We start from the raw sequence: 16,699 nt of genomic DNA, 5'->3' as shown, positions 1-16,699 counted from the left end.
AGGACGACGGAAGTTTGGTTAAGGATGTACGCAGTAGCTCTGCCCAGCTCCAACGCTTTTGCATAACAAAAAACGGCTGCACCAGGCCCTCGCTGGCCTGTTTCTTGAACTGCCAATAACAGATGCACTTAAGCCTCTTAAGGAGTCACCCGATGCGCACTCGCTCGTTCGCCCTTCTCGGCCTGCTGGCCGCCGCCCTCAGCACTTCGCTGCAAGCAGCCGACAAACCGTCCTTCGTCAGCGGTGGTAGCTTCAATGTCTGCTCCGACCCCACCTTCCCGCCGCTGGAGTTCTTCGAAAAAACCGGCGACCGCGAGCCCAGCGGCTTCGACGCCGACCTGATCCGCGCCATGGCCAAAACCTGGGGCGTACCGGCGCGTTTTATCGTCACCGAATTCACCGGCTTGCTGCCGGGTCTTGATGCCAAACGCTGCGACGTGGTCATCAGTGGTGCACTTATCACCCCGGAACGCACCCAGAAACTCGACGCCGTGCCGTATCTGGCCAGCGCCACCATCGTGTTTGGCAGCGGCAAGGGCGACGTCACCCTGAGCAAGCTGGAAGACCTGTCCGGCAAAGTAGTGGCCGTGCAATCCGGTACCCGCTATGTGGCGATCATGGAAAAGCTCAACACCGAACTGAAAGCCGCCGGCAAAACCGAAGCGACTATTCAGACCTACCCCAAAGGCAGTGACGTAGCCCAGCAAGTGCTGGTCGGCCGTGCCGCCGCCGGCCTGTCGCAAGACACCGAACTGGCCTACCGCGAACTGCAAACCCCTGGGCAGTTCAAGACCCTCTACACCTTCCCTGAGAAGGACGTGTTTGGCGCTTACCTGCCAAAAGATCCAGCCAATAAAAAGGCTGTGGCAGAGGCGATCAAGGGGTTGAAAGACGATGGCACGCTGAAAGCGATCAGTGAGAAGTGGAAGCTTGATCCGGTCAATGTTGAAGGTGCTGGGGAATAGACTCAACGGCTCTGCACCCCTCTCCCGCTCGCGGGAGAGGGGCTGGGGGTGAGGGTTTGAGCAAACACCAATGTTCGCCGCGCCCCTCACCCCAACCCTCTCCCCAAGGGAGAGGGAGCTGACCGAGTTAGCAATGAACGCCTGCGCTGCGCAGGTTCTTACCGCTTCACAGGGGATACCCCCATGCATTTCGACGTTGCCGTATTTTGGGACGCGCTGTTTTCCTACCCCTTTTTCAAAGGCGCCTGCATCACCCTGCTGCTGGCCCTGCTCGCCCACTCGGTAGGCATCGCCTTGTCGGTGCCGGCGGCACTGGCGCTCGATGGCCCGCCCAACCCATTGCGGATTATTCTGCGCGCCGTGCTCAGCGTCTTTCGCGGCGCCCCGACACTGCTGCAATTGCTGTTCGTGTGGAACGCCCTGCCGCAGTTTTTCCCGATTTTTCGCGAAACCTGGTTCACCCCCTTCTTTGCTGCCTGGATCGCCCTGAGCCTGAATGAAATGGCGTACCAGGTGGAGATCAACCGCGCCGCCCTCAAGGCCCTGGACAAGGGCCAGCACGCCGCCGGCCATGCGCTGGGCCTTTCTAGCTGGCAGATCTTCCGGTACATCACCCTGCCGCAAGCCGCGCGTATCGCCATTCCGCCGACCGCCAACGAGTTCATCACCCTGCTGAAAATCACCTCGCTGGCCTCGGTGATTTCCCTGCAGGAATTGATGGCTGTGACATCGCAAACCGTGTCTACCACCTTCCAGTTTTCCGAGTACTACGCCGTGGCCTTGGTGTACTACCTGGTGATGGTTTACACCCTGACCTGGCTGCAAAGCCGCCTGGAGCGGCGCCTGTCGTGGGACCACGAGAGCCCGGCGGCGAAAAACGTCGGCCTGGTGCAGCGCACCCTTGCCCGTATGCGTCGCATCTGAGGGAACATGCCATGAACGAAGAAATCATCCGCCTCGACAACGTCGGCAAACGCTATGACGACTTCCAGGTATTGCAGGGCATCAGCCTCTCGGTGCGCCAGGGCGAGAAGATCGTGATTTGCGGGCCGTCGGGCTCGGGCAAGTCCACCCTGATCCGCTGCATCAACCGCCTGGCGCCCCACGACACCGGCACCATCACGGTGGAAAACCAGGACGTTTCCAGCAAGGCCGGCAGCGCCAATGTGCGCCGCGAAGTGGGCATGGTGTTCCAGAACTTCAACCTGTTTCCGCATCTGACCGTGCTGGAAAACTGCACACTGGCGCCGATGAAAGTGCGCGGCGTGTCGCGTGCCCAGGCCGAAGAGCAGGCGCTGCGTTACCTCAACCGCGTGCATATCGGCAGCCAGGCGCAGAAGAAGCCCGGCCAGTTATCCGGCGGCCAGCAGCAGCGCGTGGCCATTGCCCGAGCGCTGTGTATGAACCCCAAGGTGATGCTGTTTGATGAGCCCACCTCGGCGCTCGACCCGGAAATGGTCGGCGAGGTGCTGGACGTGATGACCGAGCTGGCCCTGGAAGGCATGACCATGCTGTGCGTCACCCACGAGATGGGCTTTGCCCGCAAGGTCGCTGACCGCGTGGTGTTTATGGATGCCGGGCAGATCGTGGAAACCGCGCCGCCCACGGAGTTCTTCGAGCAGCCCAAGCACCCTCGCCTGCAGGCCTTTCTGTCGCAGATCAGCCATTGAGCCAACCCCTGCCCACCGAAGCCACGCTTAAAAAATTGAAGGATTGGCCATGACCACCTGCGGCGAATTTCTGGTTAAGCAACTTGAGGCCTGGGGCGTCGACACCGTGTTCGGCATTCCCGGCGTGCACACCGTGGAGCTGTATCGCGGCTTGCCGCAGAACAGCATTCGCCATATCACCCCGCGCCACGAACAGGGCGCCGGCTTTATGGCCGACGGCTATGCGCGGGTGACCGGCAAGCCCGGCGTGTGTTTCATCATCACCGGGCCTGGGATGACCAATATCCTCACGGCCATGGCCCAGGCCTACGCCGACTCGATTCCGATGCTGGTGATTTCCAGCGTCAACGAGCGCTCGCGCTTGGGTAGCGGCAACGGCTACCTGCATGAGCTGCCGGACCAGCGCGGCCTGACCTCCGGCGTAACCGCCTTCAGCCACACACTGCTGAGCGTCGAGCAACTGCCCGAAGTGCTGGCCCGCGCCTTCGCCGTGTTCGACAGCCAGCGGCCACGGCCGGTGCATATCGAGCTGCCGCTGGACATCATCACTGCCAACGCCGACCACATGCGCGTGCAACCGCGCGCTCGGCTAAGCCGCCCTGCTCCGTCCGCCGCCTTGATTCGTGAAGCGGCGCAAAAGCTCACCGGCGCCACCTCGCCGTTGCTGCTGATTGGCGGCGGCTGCGTGGACGCCAGCGCCGAAGTGCGTGCCCTGGCTACCGCGCTGGATGCGCCTACCGCGCTGACCATCAATGCCAAAGGCCTCTTGCCGGCGGACCATCCGCTGCTGCTCGGCAGCAACCAATCACTGATACCGGTGCGCGAACTGGCGGCGGCCGCCGATGTAATTCTGGCCATCGGCACGGAACTGGGCGAAACCGATTACGACGTGGTGTTCAACGGCGGCTTTGCCCTGAATGGCGAGCTGATCCGCATCGATATCGACCCCCAGCAGCTGGTGCGCAACCACGCGCCGACCCTGGCCATTCACAGCGACGCCAAGCTGGCCATGGCGGCGCTGCTTGCCGCTTTGCCTGCTCGCGGGAGCGGCCCCGGCGCCCAACGGGCCGCCGGCGTACGCGCACAGCTTGCCGAGGAACTCAGCGGCTGGGGGCATTACCGCGAGCTGTTTGACACGCTATTGCGCGTGTACCCGCTGGCCCGCTTTGTCGGCGACTCCACGCAACACGTGTACAGCGGCAACCACCTGGTCGACCTCGACGAGCCGCGCCGCTGGTTCAACTCTTCTACCGGTTACGGCACCCTCGGCTACGCCCTGCCCGCCGCCATCGGCGCCAAACTGGCGGCACCGCAGACGCCGGTGATTTGCTTGATCGGCGATGGTGGGCTGCAATTCTCCTTGCCAGAGCTGGCCAGTGCGGTGGAGGCCAAGGTCGGCATCGTGCTGCTGCTGTGGAACAACTACGGCTACGGGGAGATCAAGGGCTATATGGAACGCCGCGATATCACGCCGATTGGGGTGGATATCTATACGCCGGACTTTATTGCGATTGCCCGTGGGTTTGGCTGTGTAGCGGAGCGGGCGGTGGATATGCGGCATTTGGCGCAGTTGCTGGAGAGTGCGCCGAGTGATCGGCCGTTGGTGATTGAGGTGGTACAGGCGCCGCCGTTTGCCCCATAAGGCTGGGATCCAGAATCGTGAATACAGATACAAACCGAGAAAGCCCATGAAAATCGTCAGCCGTGACAAATGGTTCGAGGTTCGCCACTGCTACGACGGCATCAGCCTGATCCACGAGCCCTATATCCGCCCCTTCTACCGCTGCAACCTCTGGCATATCCAGGGCCGCGACAAGGACGTGCTGCTGGACAGCGGCTCGGGCCTGGTCAGCCTGCGCGAGCAGCTGCCCTGGCTAACGGAAAAGCCATTAATGGCGGTGGCCAGCCATTGCCACTTCGACCATATCGCCGGCCACCACGAGTTCAGCGAACGCCTGGTGCACCCTGCCGAAGCCGATATCCTCGCCCGCCCCGATGGCGCCAATACCCTGAGCACGGCCTTTGTCGGCGACGATATGTTCGAGGCCCACCCCGACTGCCCGTTGTGCTACGCCGAGTACCGTGTAAAAGCGGCGCCGGCCACCGGGTATGTCGAGGATGGCGACGTGCTGGATCTGGGTAACCGCGTGCTGCAGGTGCTGCACACGCCGGGGCATTCACCGGGCGGCATCAGCCTGTGGGAAGCCAAGACCGAAACCCTGTTCAGCGGCGACATCATCTACGACGGCCCGCTGATCGAAGACGCCTACCACTCCAACCTCGAGCACTACGCCGACAGCCTGGAACGGCTGCGCCGGCTGCCGGTGCGCACGGTGCATGGCGGGCATTTCGAGAGTTTTAGCGGGGAGCGGTTGCGCGGGATTATTGATGAGTGGATGAACTCACACCCGTAGAAACCAAAAGCAAAAAAAACCGCAGCTCTTGGCTGCGGTTTTTTTATTGCGGTTGCGGCTTAGTGAGCCAGCAGCGAACCGCCTTTCTTGCCTGCCAACTTCTCAGGCTTGATCAGGAAACGAGCCAGCGCAGGCAACAGCCACAGCGCGCCGAACATGTTCCAGAGCAGCATGAAGGTCAGCATCAGGCCCATGTCGGCCTGGAACTTGATTGCCGAGAAGATCCAGGTGCACACGCCAATGGCCAGGCACAGACCGGTGAACAGTACCGCTTTACCGGTGGACTTCAGGGTCTGGTAGTAGGCCTCTTGCAGCGGCATGCCGGCACGCAGGAAGCTTTCCAGACGGCTGTAGATATAGATGCCGTAGTCGACCCCGATACCCACACCCAGCGCGATCACAGGCAGCGTTGCCACCTTCACGCCGATACCCAGGAAGGTCATGAGCGCGTTACCCAGCACCGAGGTGAGGATCAGCGGCAACACGATACACAGCGTCGCGGCCACGGAGCGGAAGGTGATCAGGCACATCGTCGCTACGCAGATGTAAACGAGGATGAGGATGGTCAGCTCGGTTTCCTTGATCACTTCGTTGGTCGCGGCCTCGATACCGGCGTTACCTGCGGCGAGCAGGAATTGCAGGTTCTCGTTGTCGTGGTCCTTGGCGAAGGCTTTCACGGCGTTAACCGCGCGATCCAGGGTTTCGGCTTTGTGGTCGTTGAGGAACACCAATACCGGGGCCAGCGAGCAGTCGTTGTTGAACAGGCCATCGGCGCGGGCGATGGAGTTGTTCAGCACGTCTTTGTTGCGCGACAGGGTTTCCCATTTCAGGTTGCCCTCGTTCATGCCCTTGATCATCTGCTTGGACACAGTGACCAGCGAGATGGCCGATTGCACGCCCTCGGTGTTGCTCATGGTCCACATCAGCTCGTCGATCGGCTGCATGGTGTCGTAGATCGAGCAGCCTTCGGGCTTGCTCTTCACCATGACCACCAACACGTCGGAACTCGTCGAGTAGTTGTTGATGATGAACGCGTTGTCCTGGTTGTAGCGCGAGTCTGGACGCAGCTCCGGCGCACCTTGGTCAAGGTCACCGATTTTCAGGCCGTGGCCGTACCACAGACCACCACCGAAGGCGGCCAGGGCGATCACTACCGAAATCGGTGCAACCACCGGGTGAGCGAAGTTCGACAGCAGGCGCCAGAACGGATGTTCACGCACCGCGTCTTTCTTGCTGCGCTCGATGGCCTTCTTGCTGATGCCGACATACGAGATGGCAACCGGCAGCAGAATCAGGTTGGTGAAGACGATAACGCCCACACCAATCGACGCGCCGATAGCCAGCTCGCGGATCACGCCGATGTCGATGATCAGCAGGGTGATAAAGCCCACGGCGTCAGCCAGAATCGCGATGGCGCCCGGCAGGAACAGTTGGCGGAAGGTCAGGCGTGCAGCAGTAAGCGAGTTGTCCGCTTCACTCGATTGCAGGGCGATACCGTTGATTTTCTGTACGCCGTGGGAAATACCGATGGCGAAGATCAGGAACGGCACCAGCATCGAGTACGGGTCCAGCCCGAAGCCCACGGTGTGCATCAGACCCAGCTGCCAAACCACGGCTACCAAGGTGGTGACCAGTACGGCGATGGTGCTGCGGATGCAACGGGTGAACCACATCAGCAGCACGAGGGTGATCAGGAACGCGATGGCGAAGAACGCAACCACCATCACCAGACCATCAATCAGGTCGCCGACTTTCTTGGCGAAGCCCACGATGTGAATTTCCACATTGGGGTTCTGCGCTTCGTACTTGTCGCGAATCTTCTCTTCCAGCTCATGGGAGAACTGGCGGTAGTCGAGTTTCAGAAGGGTGCCCTGGTCTTGCGGGTCCGGGTAGGACTCAAGCAATGGCACGTCGACGATGCTCGACTTGAAGTTGTTCGCCACCAGGCGGCCGATCTGGCCCGACTTGAGCACGTTGTTACGCAGTTCGTCGAGGCTGTCTGGCGAGCCATCGTAGGTTTGCGGAATCACTTCACCGCCGGCAAAACCTTCTTCGGTCACTTCGGTCCAGCGAACGCTCGGGCTCCACAGCGACTTCAGACCGGAACGGTCCACGCCAGGAATGTAAAACACCTCGTCGTTCACCTGACGCAGGGTTTCCATGTATTCCTTGCTGAAGATATCGCCGTCTTTGGCTTCCACCGAGATACGCACGGTGTTGCCCAGGTTGGCCAGATCATTGCGGTGCTCGAGCATCTTCTGAATAAACGGATGCTGCAGCGGAATCATCTTTTCGAAGCTGGTGGAAGGACGCACCTGCAACGCCTGGTAGAACAGGAAGATGCTGACCAGCAGGCAGATAAGAATAACTGCGGGCCGGTTGTTGAAGATCAGGCGTTCGAGAAAGGACGCCTTATCCTGATGATGGTTACTCATCGTACTCATACCTCAAAGCCACGGCTTATTGTTTTGGGCTAGCGTCTTCGCCGGTAGGCGAAGTGACATGGACGCCACCTTGGCCGACCAGTACCAGGTCACCTTTGTCGTCAGCGGTAACGCTGGACAAGGACAGGCGATCGGGACGGTTGATCAGGCTGAAGGTCAGGCCGTTATCGGTGCTTTTAAGTACGCTGCCGCCGTGCCCAACGATGACCACAGCGCCATCTTTAAGCACAGCACCACCGGACAGACCGAAGTCGAGTTTGCCGCGAGGCGACTTGACCTTGATGGGTGTCCAGGTAGTACCGAAATCGGTGGAGCGGAACAGATTGCCGCGCAGGCCGTAGGCCAGAACGGTGCCAGGCTCGTTGGTGCCGAGCACGCCGAACAACGACCCCTCGTAAGGGCCCTTGAGGGTTTCCCAGGTTTCGCCGCCGTCTTTGCTGCGGAACATGCTGCCCATTTCACCGACTACGAAGAGGCCCGAGCCTTTGACTTCGGTGATGGCATTGAGGTGGTAGCCGTCGGGGTTGTCGAGACGGTCACCGGCATCCTCCCAGTTCTTGCCGCCGTCGGTGGTGGCGAACAGCGCGCCATAAGCACCTACGGCAAAACCGGTGGAATCGTCTTTGAACCAGACGTCGAGGAAAGGCGCGCCCTCCTCCCGTTCCTGGTCGCTGAACTGTTGAGTCCAGGTGGTACCACCGTCGGTGGTCGCAAGGATCAGTGCATCGTGGCCAACCGCCCAACCGTGCGTGTCATCACCGAACGCCACGGCGGTCAGCATCATCCGGCTTGGCACTTTGGCCTGCACCCAGGTTTTGCCTTCGTCGTCGGAATACAGGATGTGGCCACGATCACCCACAGCCACCAGACGTTTGCCGGCGTTGTCGATATCGAGCAACAGAGCATCTGCAGCCTTGGCGGATGGGATCGAGTAAACGGTGGCCGACGCGTCGGTCGCCGCTTGCACCTGGAACGGTGCAACAAGACTCAGAACAGACAACACACTACACAGCGAAAGCACGTTAGCCAGCGGCGAGTGGAAGCGGAACGCTGATGTGCGCAACTGCTTGGCATCACCAGACTGGGTGCGCCGCATGACGGGCTCACTCATACACCTTTCCCCTTTATTGTTATGGGACATCAGCCTTTTATCAGGCCGCCTATCCTATCCAGCTTTCGAAAGGTCTGACAATCAACGTGACGTTATGTTTTGTTAAGGCAAACCCGCGTGATTGACGCGTTATAGGCACCTCTGATGCACCGGGATAGATACCCCTGATGCACAAAAGCCGCTACGACTGTAGCGGCCTTTGCCGAACACTACACAACCTGCGTTGTGTTGCCTATGGTCAACCTCGACCGCAGCGTATGTTTGTCGATTGCGTCGGGCTTCGCTTCGCTTAACCCAACCTACCCCATGACGCGTAGGTTGGGTTGAGCCGCAGGCGAAGCCCAACTATTCAACCAATCAACGAGTACCGCGACGACGCAGAGCGGCTGGCTTGAAGTAGCCGTCGTCTGGCATCGGCTGGCTGAAGTCGATGGTGGTCGGCTCTTCGTTGTCCAGGTTCTGTACGTGGTAACGACGGGCTTGCAGGTCGTGGAACACGTCCAGTGCAGACCAGGTGGTCGGCAGCTCGTAGAAGTTTTTCAGGTAAGCCAACGATACGCGCCACAGTTCACCACGGCCGTCGTACTGGTCGACTTCAGCTGCTTGCCAGCTGTCTTCGTCGAGGAACAGAACGCGCTTGGAGTAGATGTGACGAGCGCCAGCTTTCAGAGTGCCTTCTACAACCCATACGCGGTGCAGCTCGTAACGGGTGTAAGCCGGGTTCAGGTGGCCCACTTTCAGCAGGTCGGCGTATTTCACGTCGGGGCTGCTGACTTTGTAGTTGTTGTACGGAATGTAGATTTCTTTCTTGCCGACCAGCTTCCAGTCATAACGATCTGGCGAGCCGTTGAACATGTCGGTGTCGTCTGCGGTACGCAGGCCGTCAGCGGCAGCGATCGGGGTGTCGTAAGCCAGGTTCGGCGCGCGACGTACGCGACGCTGGCCGGCGTTGTAGCCCCAGGCCTGACGCGGCTCTTTAACCTGATCCAGGGTCTCGTGTACCAGTACCGCACCACCGGCCAGACGGGCTGGGCTCTTGGTGAAGGACAGGTAGTAGAACAGGATGTTGTTCAGGTCGGAGTAGTTGCTTTTCGGATCGTAGAAACGGAACAGCGCTTCTTGCTGCGAGGTCACCAGGGTGAAATCGCCATTGCGCTGCACAGCCACTTCCGAGGCGCGACGCACAATGTAAGTACCACGGTAGCGAGCGATGTGGTTCCAGACCGCTTCAACGCCGTTCTGTGGAACCGGGAACGGGATGCCGCCGAAAGCGTCAGCAAAACCGTTGCCGCCGTCCAGCAGTTTGGCGGTGGTGGCGTTCTTCACAGTGTTGTCGTAAACCCACTGCGGCGCGGAGCCGGAGCGACGGGTCTGGTACACCGGCAACTGGTAGTCAGTTGGGTAGGCGTTGAACAGGGCGATCTGACCTGGGGTCAGGTTGGCCTTGTACTGGTCCAGGTTGGCCTTGGTGATGGTGAACAGCGGCTTGTCGCCGGCGAACGGATCAACGTGGTGCTGGCCTGGAGTTTTGTACTCGGCCGGCGCCTTGGTGATACCGCCAGTCCAGGCCGGGATGGTGCCTGCAGCGTTGCCGGCTTTCTCGGCGCCGAACGGCGTCAAGGTGGTGCCCAGCTTGGCGGCTTCGGTTGGCGAAACAGCGGCCAGCGCGCTACCGGCGGTAAACGCCAGCGCGATAGCGGCACTAATCAGCGTGTGCTTTTTCAGCATCTTGATTCTCCGTGGTCAATCATGTCCGAGCGCCCGTAGGCGCCCGGCTTCTTATATAGAGGGAGTTAGAACGAGTACTTGACGTTGACGCCGATATTGTCGCGGTCGCGGCTGGAGTTGTTCTCGCCACCGCCAGAGAACTCGGTGTAGGCGAGTTCGCCTTCCAGGCTGTTCAGGTAGTTGGCTTTCAGGCCAACGGTGTAAGCCTTGCGACCTTCGATGAAGTTACCGGTCTGGTAGGAGTTACCCTCGAAGTCGTCCTTGTAGACAACGTACGGAGACAGGTTCACGCCGGCGTATACGTCGTTCCAGGTACCCGAGAGCACCAGGGTGTAGCCGTAGGCGTTCTTGTTGACCTGATCGTCACGGTCAGCGCCGGTGATGTAGTCGTTGTTGCCACGGCCGGAGTAGTAACGAGTAGAACCGTCGAATGCGGTGTACTTCAGGTCGCTACCGCGCAGGTGCTCGGATGCCAGCTCAGCCACACCGAACAGCGAGTCGAAGCTCAGCGCGTTGCCGAAGTTGTAGATGGTGCCCAACGAGGTGTTGAAGGCTTCTACGCGCTCGGAGTTATGAATCGAATCGCCCAGCGTCACGGTTTTGCCGGCAATTTGCGCAGTACCGTTCAGACCGCCAACAGCGGCAGAAATAGGGCCGGTGTTAACCAGTTTTGCCGATTGCTGGATCAGGTCGCCCAACAAGTCGTTGGTGGTGGCGATGCCGATTGGAAGGTTCGGGCGATAAGCCAACTCACCGAATACCGACGCATTGCCTACGGTGGTGTTGAAGCTGAAGCCGTACATGCGGATGTCTTCAGCGTATTCACGACGCGCCTGCACGTTGCCCACGGTGTCGAGAGTTGCCAGGCCGCCGGCCGCTGCAATAGTGGTCGGGTTGAGACCGCCCAACGAAGTAGCCAGCTGGTCGATGTTTACGCCCTGATAGCTACCCAGGTCAGCGTAAATGGTTGGCTCTTTGGAGTGGTAGTTGACGAAGTAGGCACCGAACTCGGTGGAGTTCAACTCTTCAGCGATGTACTTGAAGTTGATCCCGTACTGGCCGTCGTTCTTCGCATTGATATCGCTGCCGACGTTGGCTACCCGAGCAATGCGGTTTTGGTAAATGAAGTCTTTACCGCCAGCACACAGACCGCCCACACCGCAGCGAGCGCCGCTGTTGTAGAACTGAGTCAGAGAAGCGCCGCCCAACGCTGCTTGCGGGTTGGTCAACGAGGCCGGCAGGTTGGTGTAAGCGGTATTGCCGCCGGCAGCGAACAGGTCGGTTTCTGAGAAGTAGGTGCCAGCTGGGTCGATAGCCGACTCTTTCCAGTTGAACTGGTAGAAGGACTCCATCGACAGGTTGTCGGTAAGGCCAACGTTGAAGCTAAGCGCCTCAACCGGCACCAGCACTTCTTTGAGCTCGGAACCTGGCAGGCGGAATTTGGCAGCATCGACTGGGTTGGTGGTGTTCACGCCACCACGGTAGAACAGACCTTCACCCCAGTTGAATACCTGATTACCCAGGCGTGCGCTAACTGGATGTTCTGCGACGTCCCAGCTGCCATAAATGTAGGCATCGAGAATCTGAGCATCACGACCGGCCTTGTGGCGCGCATCGGTAGTCAGGCTGCGGTTGTCAGGGTAGTTCTGACTTGGCTGGCTTGGGTTTACGTCGTCGAAGTTGGTGCGCTTGTCCATGATCTGAGTGTCATAGAAAGCAGTACCACGCACGAACACACCGTAGTTTTTGTAGGTCGCTTCCAGGTCGGAAGTGATCTTGTAGACCTCGGAAACCAAGCCGGTATCGAAGTTACGGTTACCGTCGTTGGCGTTGATGTCGTCGTTGTTCTTGTCCTGGCCCTGTACGCGCCACAACTGGCCGTAGGACACGGTGGTATCGAGGGAACCGGCGATTTCGTTGTCGGCAAAGCTGAATTCCACCGCTTGGGCTTGTACAGCAACCATCAACGGCAGGAGACCGGCCAAAGCAAAACCTGCTTTGGTAGGCGCGAAACGCAACATAGGACTACGGGACTTGAATTCCATCGAGACTTTACTCCGTGGACAGATCGTTATTCTTATTGGCCTCCTCTAGTGAGGAAGCTCATTGGTTCGGTACTGCCGCTGGCTCAAGCTAAAAGCAGGCGGTCTTTTTAGTTGATTGGAAGACTGACTTCCAACGCGTCTAGCACGCACCCCCGAGCATTGCATGCACCATTGCGGGGCCAATTACTAACGAGCAATGCAACCATGGTGCCAAACAAGCGTTTCAATCCAATTTAATGGCGTCAACGTTTTATGGTTTGCCGGGCGAAACGTGACTGGTCATTCATTGACCAACTCCACCAACATTCAGGAAACTTTTGCGCGCTTTGTCCTACGATCTGGCGCGGATAGTCAGTCGGGCGTTTTTTGCTGGTTTTTCCTGGCCGCACAATCAGAAAACAGTCAAGAGCAAACCCCCAACCTAGTAAGGGTTTTCTAATAAGAAGTGGGCGACTTATTTCGACAAGTAACAAAAAAGTGTTACCGGCAGATGGCCAGTAACACTTTTCGCTTGGGGCGGGAGGGATGAAGCCAAACGTTAAGCCAGGCTTTTGCTTACCACTTCATATACGTCGGAAGACAGCTCGCCAGACGCGAGAATCCGCTCTAGCTCGGCCTTCATCAGCGCCTGACGACTGGCATCGTACTTGCGCCAGCGGGTCAGCGGCGCCAATTGGCGCGACGCGATCTGCGGGTTGAAGCCATTCAGGGTAATCACCAGATCAGCCAGGAAGCGGTAGCCCGAACCATCGGCGCTGTGGAAGTTGACCAGGTTCTGCCCGGCAAAAGCGCCAACCAGTGCGCGCACCTTGTTGGGGTTTTTCAGGGTAAAGGCCGGGTGCTCCATCAGTGCTTTAACGCGCGCCAAGCCGCCAGGTAGAGCGCTCGCCGCTTGCACGCTAAACCACTGATCCATGACCAGCGGGTTGTCTTTGAAGTGCTCGGCAAAGGCCGCGAGAGACTTGGCCTTCTCGGCTTCGAACGGGGAATTGACCAACACGGCCAGCGCGGTGAGGCGTTCGGTCATGTTGTCGCACGCGTCGTACTGCTCCAGGCACGCGGCCACTACTTCCGGTTTGCCACTCAGCATTAAGTATGACAGCGCGATGTTTTGCAGGCTGCGGCGGGCGAAGTGGTCGGCCTGGGCCACGTACTCACTGTTACGGGACACCTCGCGGTTCTGCTGATAACGCTGCCACAGCGGCGCATACAGCGCTTCTGCCAGCTGCTGGCGGGCGAATTCGCGGGCGGTGTGAATGGCGTCGACGTCGGCCACTTCGCTGATTTCGGTGAGGTACGCCTCACTCGGCAGCGACAGCATTTCCCCGACCATCGCCTGGTCCAGGCTGTCATCGGTCAGCAAGGTTTCGAACGCGGTCACCAGACGCTGATCGAGCACCAGCGCTGCGCCGCTCTGGTGTTGGCCAATCAGCTCTTGCAGCACCTGCACCGACAATTGCTGACCGGCTTCCCAGCGGTTGAAGCCGTCGGCGTCGTGCTGCATGAGGAACATCAGTTGGTCGCGGTTGTACGGGAAGCTCAGTTTTACCGGCGCCGACAAGCCACGCAGCAAGGACGGCAGCGGCTTCTCGGCCACGTCAACAAAGGTAAAGCTCTGCTCGGCTTCGGTGACGGCGATCACGGTGGACTCACCGCGCGCGGCGCCCTCGCCTGCCAGCTTCAGGGTCAATGCCTGGCCTTTGGCGCCGAGCAAGCCCAGCTCCACCGGAATCACGAATGGCAGCTTCTCGGTTTGCCCCGGCGTCGCTGGGCAGCTTTGGCGGAAGGTCAGCGTGTAGGTTTTTGCGGCGGCGTCATACGCCTCGCTCACTTGCAGGCGCGGCGTGCCGGCCTGGCTGTACCAGCGTTTGAACTGGGTGAAGTCGGCGCCGTTGGCGTCTTCCATTGCCTTGATAAAGTCATCGCAGGTCACGGCCTGGCCGTCGTGGCGCTCGAAGTACAGGTCGCTGCCTTTACGGAAGCCTTCGTTGCCCAGCAAGGTGTGGAGCATGCGCACCACTTCCGAACCCTTCTCGTAGACGGTCAGGGTGTAGAAGTTGGAAATCTCGATAAAGCTGTCCGGGCGCACGGCGTGAGCCATGGGGCCGGCGTCTTCGGCGAACTGGTGGGTGCGCAGGTAGGCCACGTCTTCAATGCGTTTCACCGTGCGCGAGTTCATGTCGGCCGAGAACTCGGCGTCGCGGTACACGGTAAAGCCTTCCTTGAGCGACAGCTGGAACCAGTCGCGGCAGGTAACGCGGTTGCCCGACCAGTTGTGGAAGTACTCGTGCGCGACCACGCCTTCAACACGTTGGTGCGCGGCGTCGGTGGCGGTGTCGGCCTTGGCCAGCACGCAGCTGGAGTTGAAGATGTTCAGGCCCTTGTTTTCCATGGCGCCCATGTTGAAGTCGTTGACGGCCACGATCATGAAAATATCCAGATCGTATTCGCGGCCGTACACCTCTTCATCCCAGCGCATGGATTTTTTCAGGCTGTCCATGGCGTGCTGGCATTTGTCGATGTTTTCCGGCTCGACATAAATACGCAGCGCCACTTCGCGTTTGCTCATGGTGTCGAAGGTGTCTTCGATGGCCCAGAGGTCGCCGGCTACCAGGGCAAACAAGTAGGCCGGTTTCTTGAACGGGTCTTCCCAGGTCGCCCAGTGACGACCGCCGTCTTCCGGGCCGCTGGCAATCGGGTTGCCGTTGGACAGAAGCACCGGGTACTTGTGCTGCTCGGCGCTCACCGTGGTGGTGAACGTGCTCATCACGTCCGGGCGGTCGAGGTAGTAGGTGATCTTGCGAAAAACCCTCGGCCTCGCACTGGGTGCAAAACATGCTGCCGGACTTGTACAGGCCTTCCAGCGCCGTGTTGCTCTCCGGGTGGATGCGCACGCTGCTGTCGATCACAAAGGTTTCCGCGGCCGGTTGCAGGGTCAGGTGGCTGTCGGTGAGCTGATAGTCACCCTCCTCCAGCGCCTTGCCGTCGAGGCTCAACGACACCAGTTCCAGCTCCTGGCCATCCAGCACCAGGGCCGGTAAACCGGCACCGCGCGCCGGGTTGCGGCGCATCACCAGTTGCGCGTGGACCAGCGTGTGGTCCTCGAACAATTCGAAAGTCAGATGGGTTTCGTCAATCAGGTAGTCCGGCGCCTGATAGTCCTTCAGGTAGATCATCTTCGGTTGTTCGGTGCGCATGACGGGTTCCCTTCACGTTCAGGAATGCACGGCCAACTGGTAGGCCGTGTATTTGCGAATATTGATAACGCCGGTATCGAACATCAGGTACTGACCCTTGATGCCGAGCAAGGTGCCTTCGGCCACCGGGTCTTTATCCAGATTAAAGCTGGTGATCTTGGCCGGGTAGGCTTCGATCGGATATGTAATTTCAATCGGCTCGACGTCAGTGATCGGCTGAATCGCCTGCAAGCCGAAGCGCTGCTGCAAACCAAGCAGGCCGTCGGCGCAGGTGGCGAACAGCTCCTCACGCACAGCCTTCAAGTCCACCGGTGCGGCATGGCTTTTCAGCAGTGCGCGCCAGTTGGTTTTATCGGCGACCTGGCTGCGCAGCACGTCTTCCACGAAACCGGATTGCTGACGGGTGCTCACGCGCATGATAGGCAGCGCCTGACTGGCGCCCTGGTCGAGCCAGCGGGTGGGCACTTGCGTGGCGCGGGTAATGCCGACTTTCACGCCCGAGGAGTTGGCCAGGTAAACGATATGGTCGGTCATGCAGAACTGCGCGGCCCACTCCGGCTCACGGCAGGTGCCGGCCTCGTGATGGCAACGCTCGGGGCTCATCATGCAGGTGTCGCACTGGGCCAGCTTGGTCATGCACGGGTAGCAATACCCCTGGCTGAAACTGGTTTTGGTTTTGCGCCCGCAGTGGCTGCAATGAATCGCGCCGAGGTATTCCAGCTTTACGGTCTGACCGATCAGCGGATTGACCGGCACTTCTTCGTCGCCCAACCGAAACGCGTACTGCACCGGCGCGCCCAAACGGGCGGCCATTTTGCTCAAGGCACCGCGACCCAATTCACTCAATGGATCGCATCCGACTTGAACAGAATATTCGGCACGGGCTTGGACTTGGAGCTGCACTCCTGCAATTCCATATAGCCGGTGCGCTGGTCTTCCGGCAGGTTTTGCAGTTCCCAGGCGATAACGGCTTGCAGGCTCAGTTCTTTCTGTTCCTGCGTCAGCTTGCGGCCGTCCGACCATTTGCCGATCTCTACGGCCAATTTCAGGCTTTCGTAGATGTCCGGGGTGATGTTTTCGATCATTTCAACAAAGGACGACATAGACGCCTCCAAAAACAAAGTC

11 protein-coding genes and 1 pseudogene are annotated in these 16,699 nt (G+C 59.6%); 5 read left to right on the top strand and 7 right to left on the bottom strand.

What is annotated here, in order from left to right; translation table 11 throughout:
• Positions 1-152: 152 nt before the first annotated feature.
• The 5 genes from AC0V2S_RS09210 (at position 153) to AC0V2S_RS09190 (ending at position 5,049) form a co-directional block, all read left to right on the top strand.
• Positions 153-965 (top strand): transporter substrate-binding domain-containing protein, encoded by an 813-nt coding sequence (locus AC0V2S_RS09210; protein WP_475509466.1) that lies wholly within the window; start codon positions 153-155, stop codon positions 963-965.
• Between the two features lie 183 nt (positions 966-1,148).
• Positions 1,149-1,889, top strand: a complete 741-nt coding sequence (locus tag AC0V2S_RS09205; protein WP_475509465.1) for an amino acid ABC transporter permease — start codon at positions 1,149-1,151, stop codon at positions 1,887-1,889.
• Between the two features lie 11 nt (positions 1,890-1,900).
• Positions 1,901-2,635, top strand: a complete 735-nt coding sequence (locus tag AC0V2S_RS09200; protein ID WP_475509464.1) for an amino acid ABC transporter ATP-binding protein — start codon at positions 1,901-1,903, stop codon at positions 2,633-2,635.
• A 49-nt stretch (positions 2,636-2,684) separates the two neighbouring features.
• Entirely contained in the window at positions 2,685-4,277 is a 1,593-nt protein-coding gene (locus AC0V2S_RS09195) for a 5-guanidino-2-oxopentanoate decarboxylase (RefSeq protein ID WP_475509463.1), read from the top strand.
• 46 nt (positions 4,278-4,323) lie between these two features.
• The gene (locus AC0V2S_RS09190) at positions 4,324-5,049 is read left to right on the top strand and encodes an MBL fold metallo-hydrolase (RefSeq protein WP_475509462.1); all 726 of its coding nucleotides are present in this window, start codon (positions 4,324-4,326) and stop codon (positions 5,047-5,049) included.
• Between the two features lie 59 nt (positions 5,050-5,108).
• Here AC0V2S_RS09190 and AC0V2S_RS09185 read toward each other — a convergent pair whose 3' ends face one another.
• The 7 genes and pseudogenes from AC0V2S_RS09185 to AC0V2S_RS09155 form a co-directional block, all read right to left on the bottom strand.
• Positions 5,109-7,493, bottom strand: coding sequence for an efflux RND transporter permease subunit (locus AC0V2S_RS09185; protein WP_475509461.1), 2,385 nt, complete (start codon positions 7,491-7,493; stop codon positions 5,109-5,111).
• Between the two features lie 16 nt (positions 7,494-7,509).
• On the bottom strand, positions 7,510-8,604 hold the full coding sequence (locus AC0V2S_RS09180) for a WD40/YVTN/BNR-like repeat-containing protein (RefSeq protein ID WP_475509460.1): 1,095 nt from the start codon (positions 8,602-8,604) through the stop codon (positions 7,510-7,512).
• A gap of 357 nt (positions 8,605-8,961) precedes the next feature.
• Complete coding sequence (locus tag AC0V2S_RS09175) at positions 8,962-10,332, bottom strand: DUF1329 domain-containing protein (protein ID WP_475509459.1); 1,371 nt, start codon at positions 10,330-10,332, stop codon at positions 8,962-8,964.
• A 65-nt stretch (positions 10,333-10,397) separates the two neighbouring features.
• Positions 10,398-12,377, bottom strand: coding sequence for a DUF1302 domain-containing protein (locus AC0V2S_RS09170; RefSeq protein WP_475509458.1), 1,980 nt, complete (start codon positions 12,375-12,377; stop codon positions 10,398-10,400).
• A 538-nt stretch (positions 12,378-12,915) separates the two neighbouring features.
• Positions 12,916-15,574, bottom strand: a pseudogene (gene pepN / locus AC0V2S_RS09165) (aminopeptidase N).
• Between the two features lie 18 nt (positions 15,575-15,592).
• Entirely contained in the window at positions 15,593-16,420 is an 828-nt protein-coding gene (locus AC0V2S_RS09160) for a DUF2797 domain-containing protein (RefSeq protein ID WP_475509457.1), read from the bottom strand.
• On the bottom strand, positions 16,417-16,677 hold the full coding sequence (locus AC0V2S_RS09155; protein WP_475509456.1) for a YeaC family protein: 261 nt from the start codon (positions 16,675-16,677) through the stop codon (positions 16,417-16,419). The genes AC0V2S_RS09160 and AC0V2S_RS09155 overlap by 4 nt, the downstream gene beginning before the upstream one ends.
• Positions 16,678-16,699 lie beyond the last annotated feature (22 nt).

The sequence above is a fragment of the Pseudomonas sp. CC11G genome, from assembly GCF_056174845.1.
Note: the sequence above shows the minus strand (reverse complement) of the source record. Positions and strands in the feature narration are given on the sequence as shown.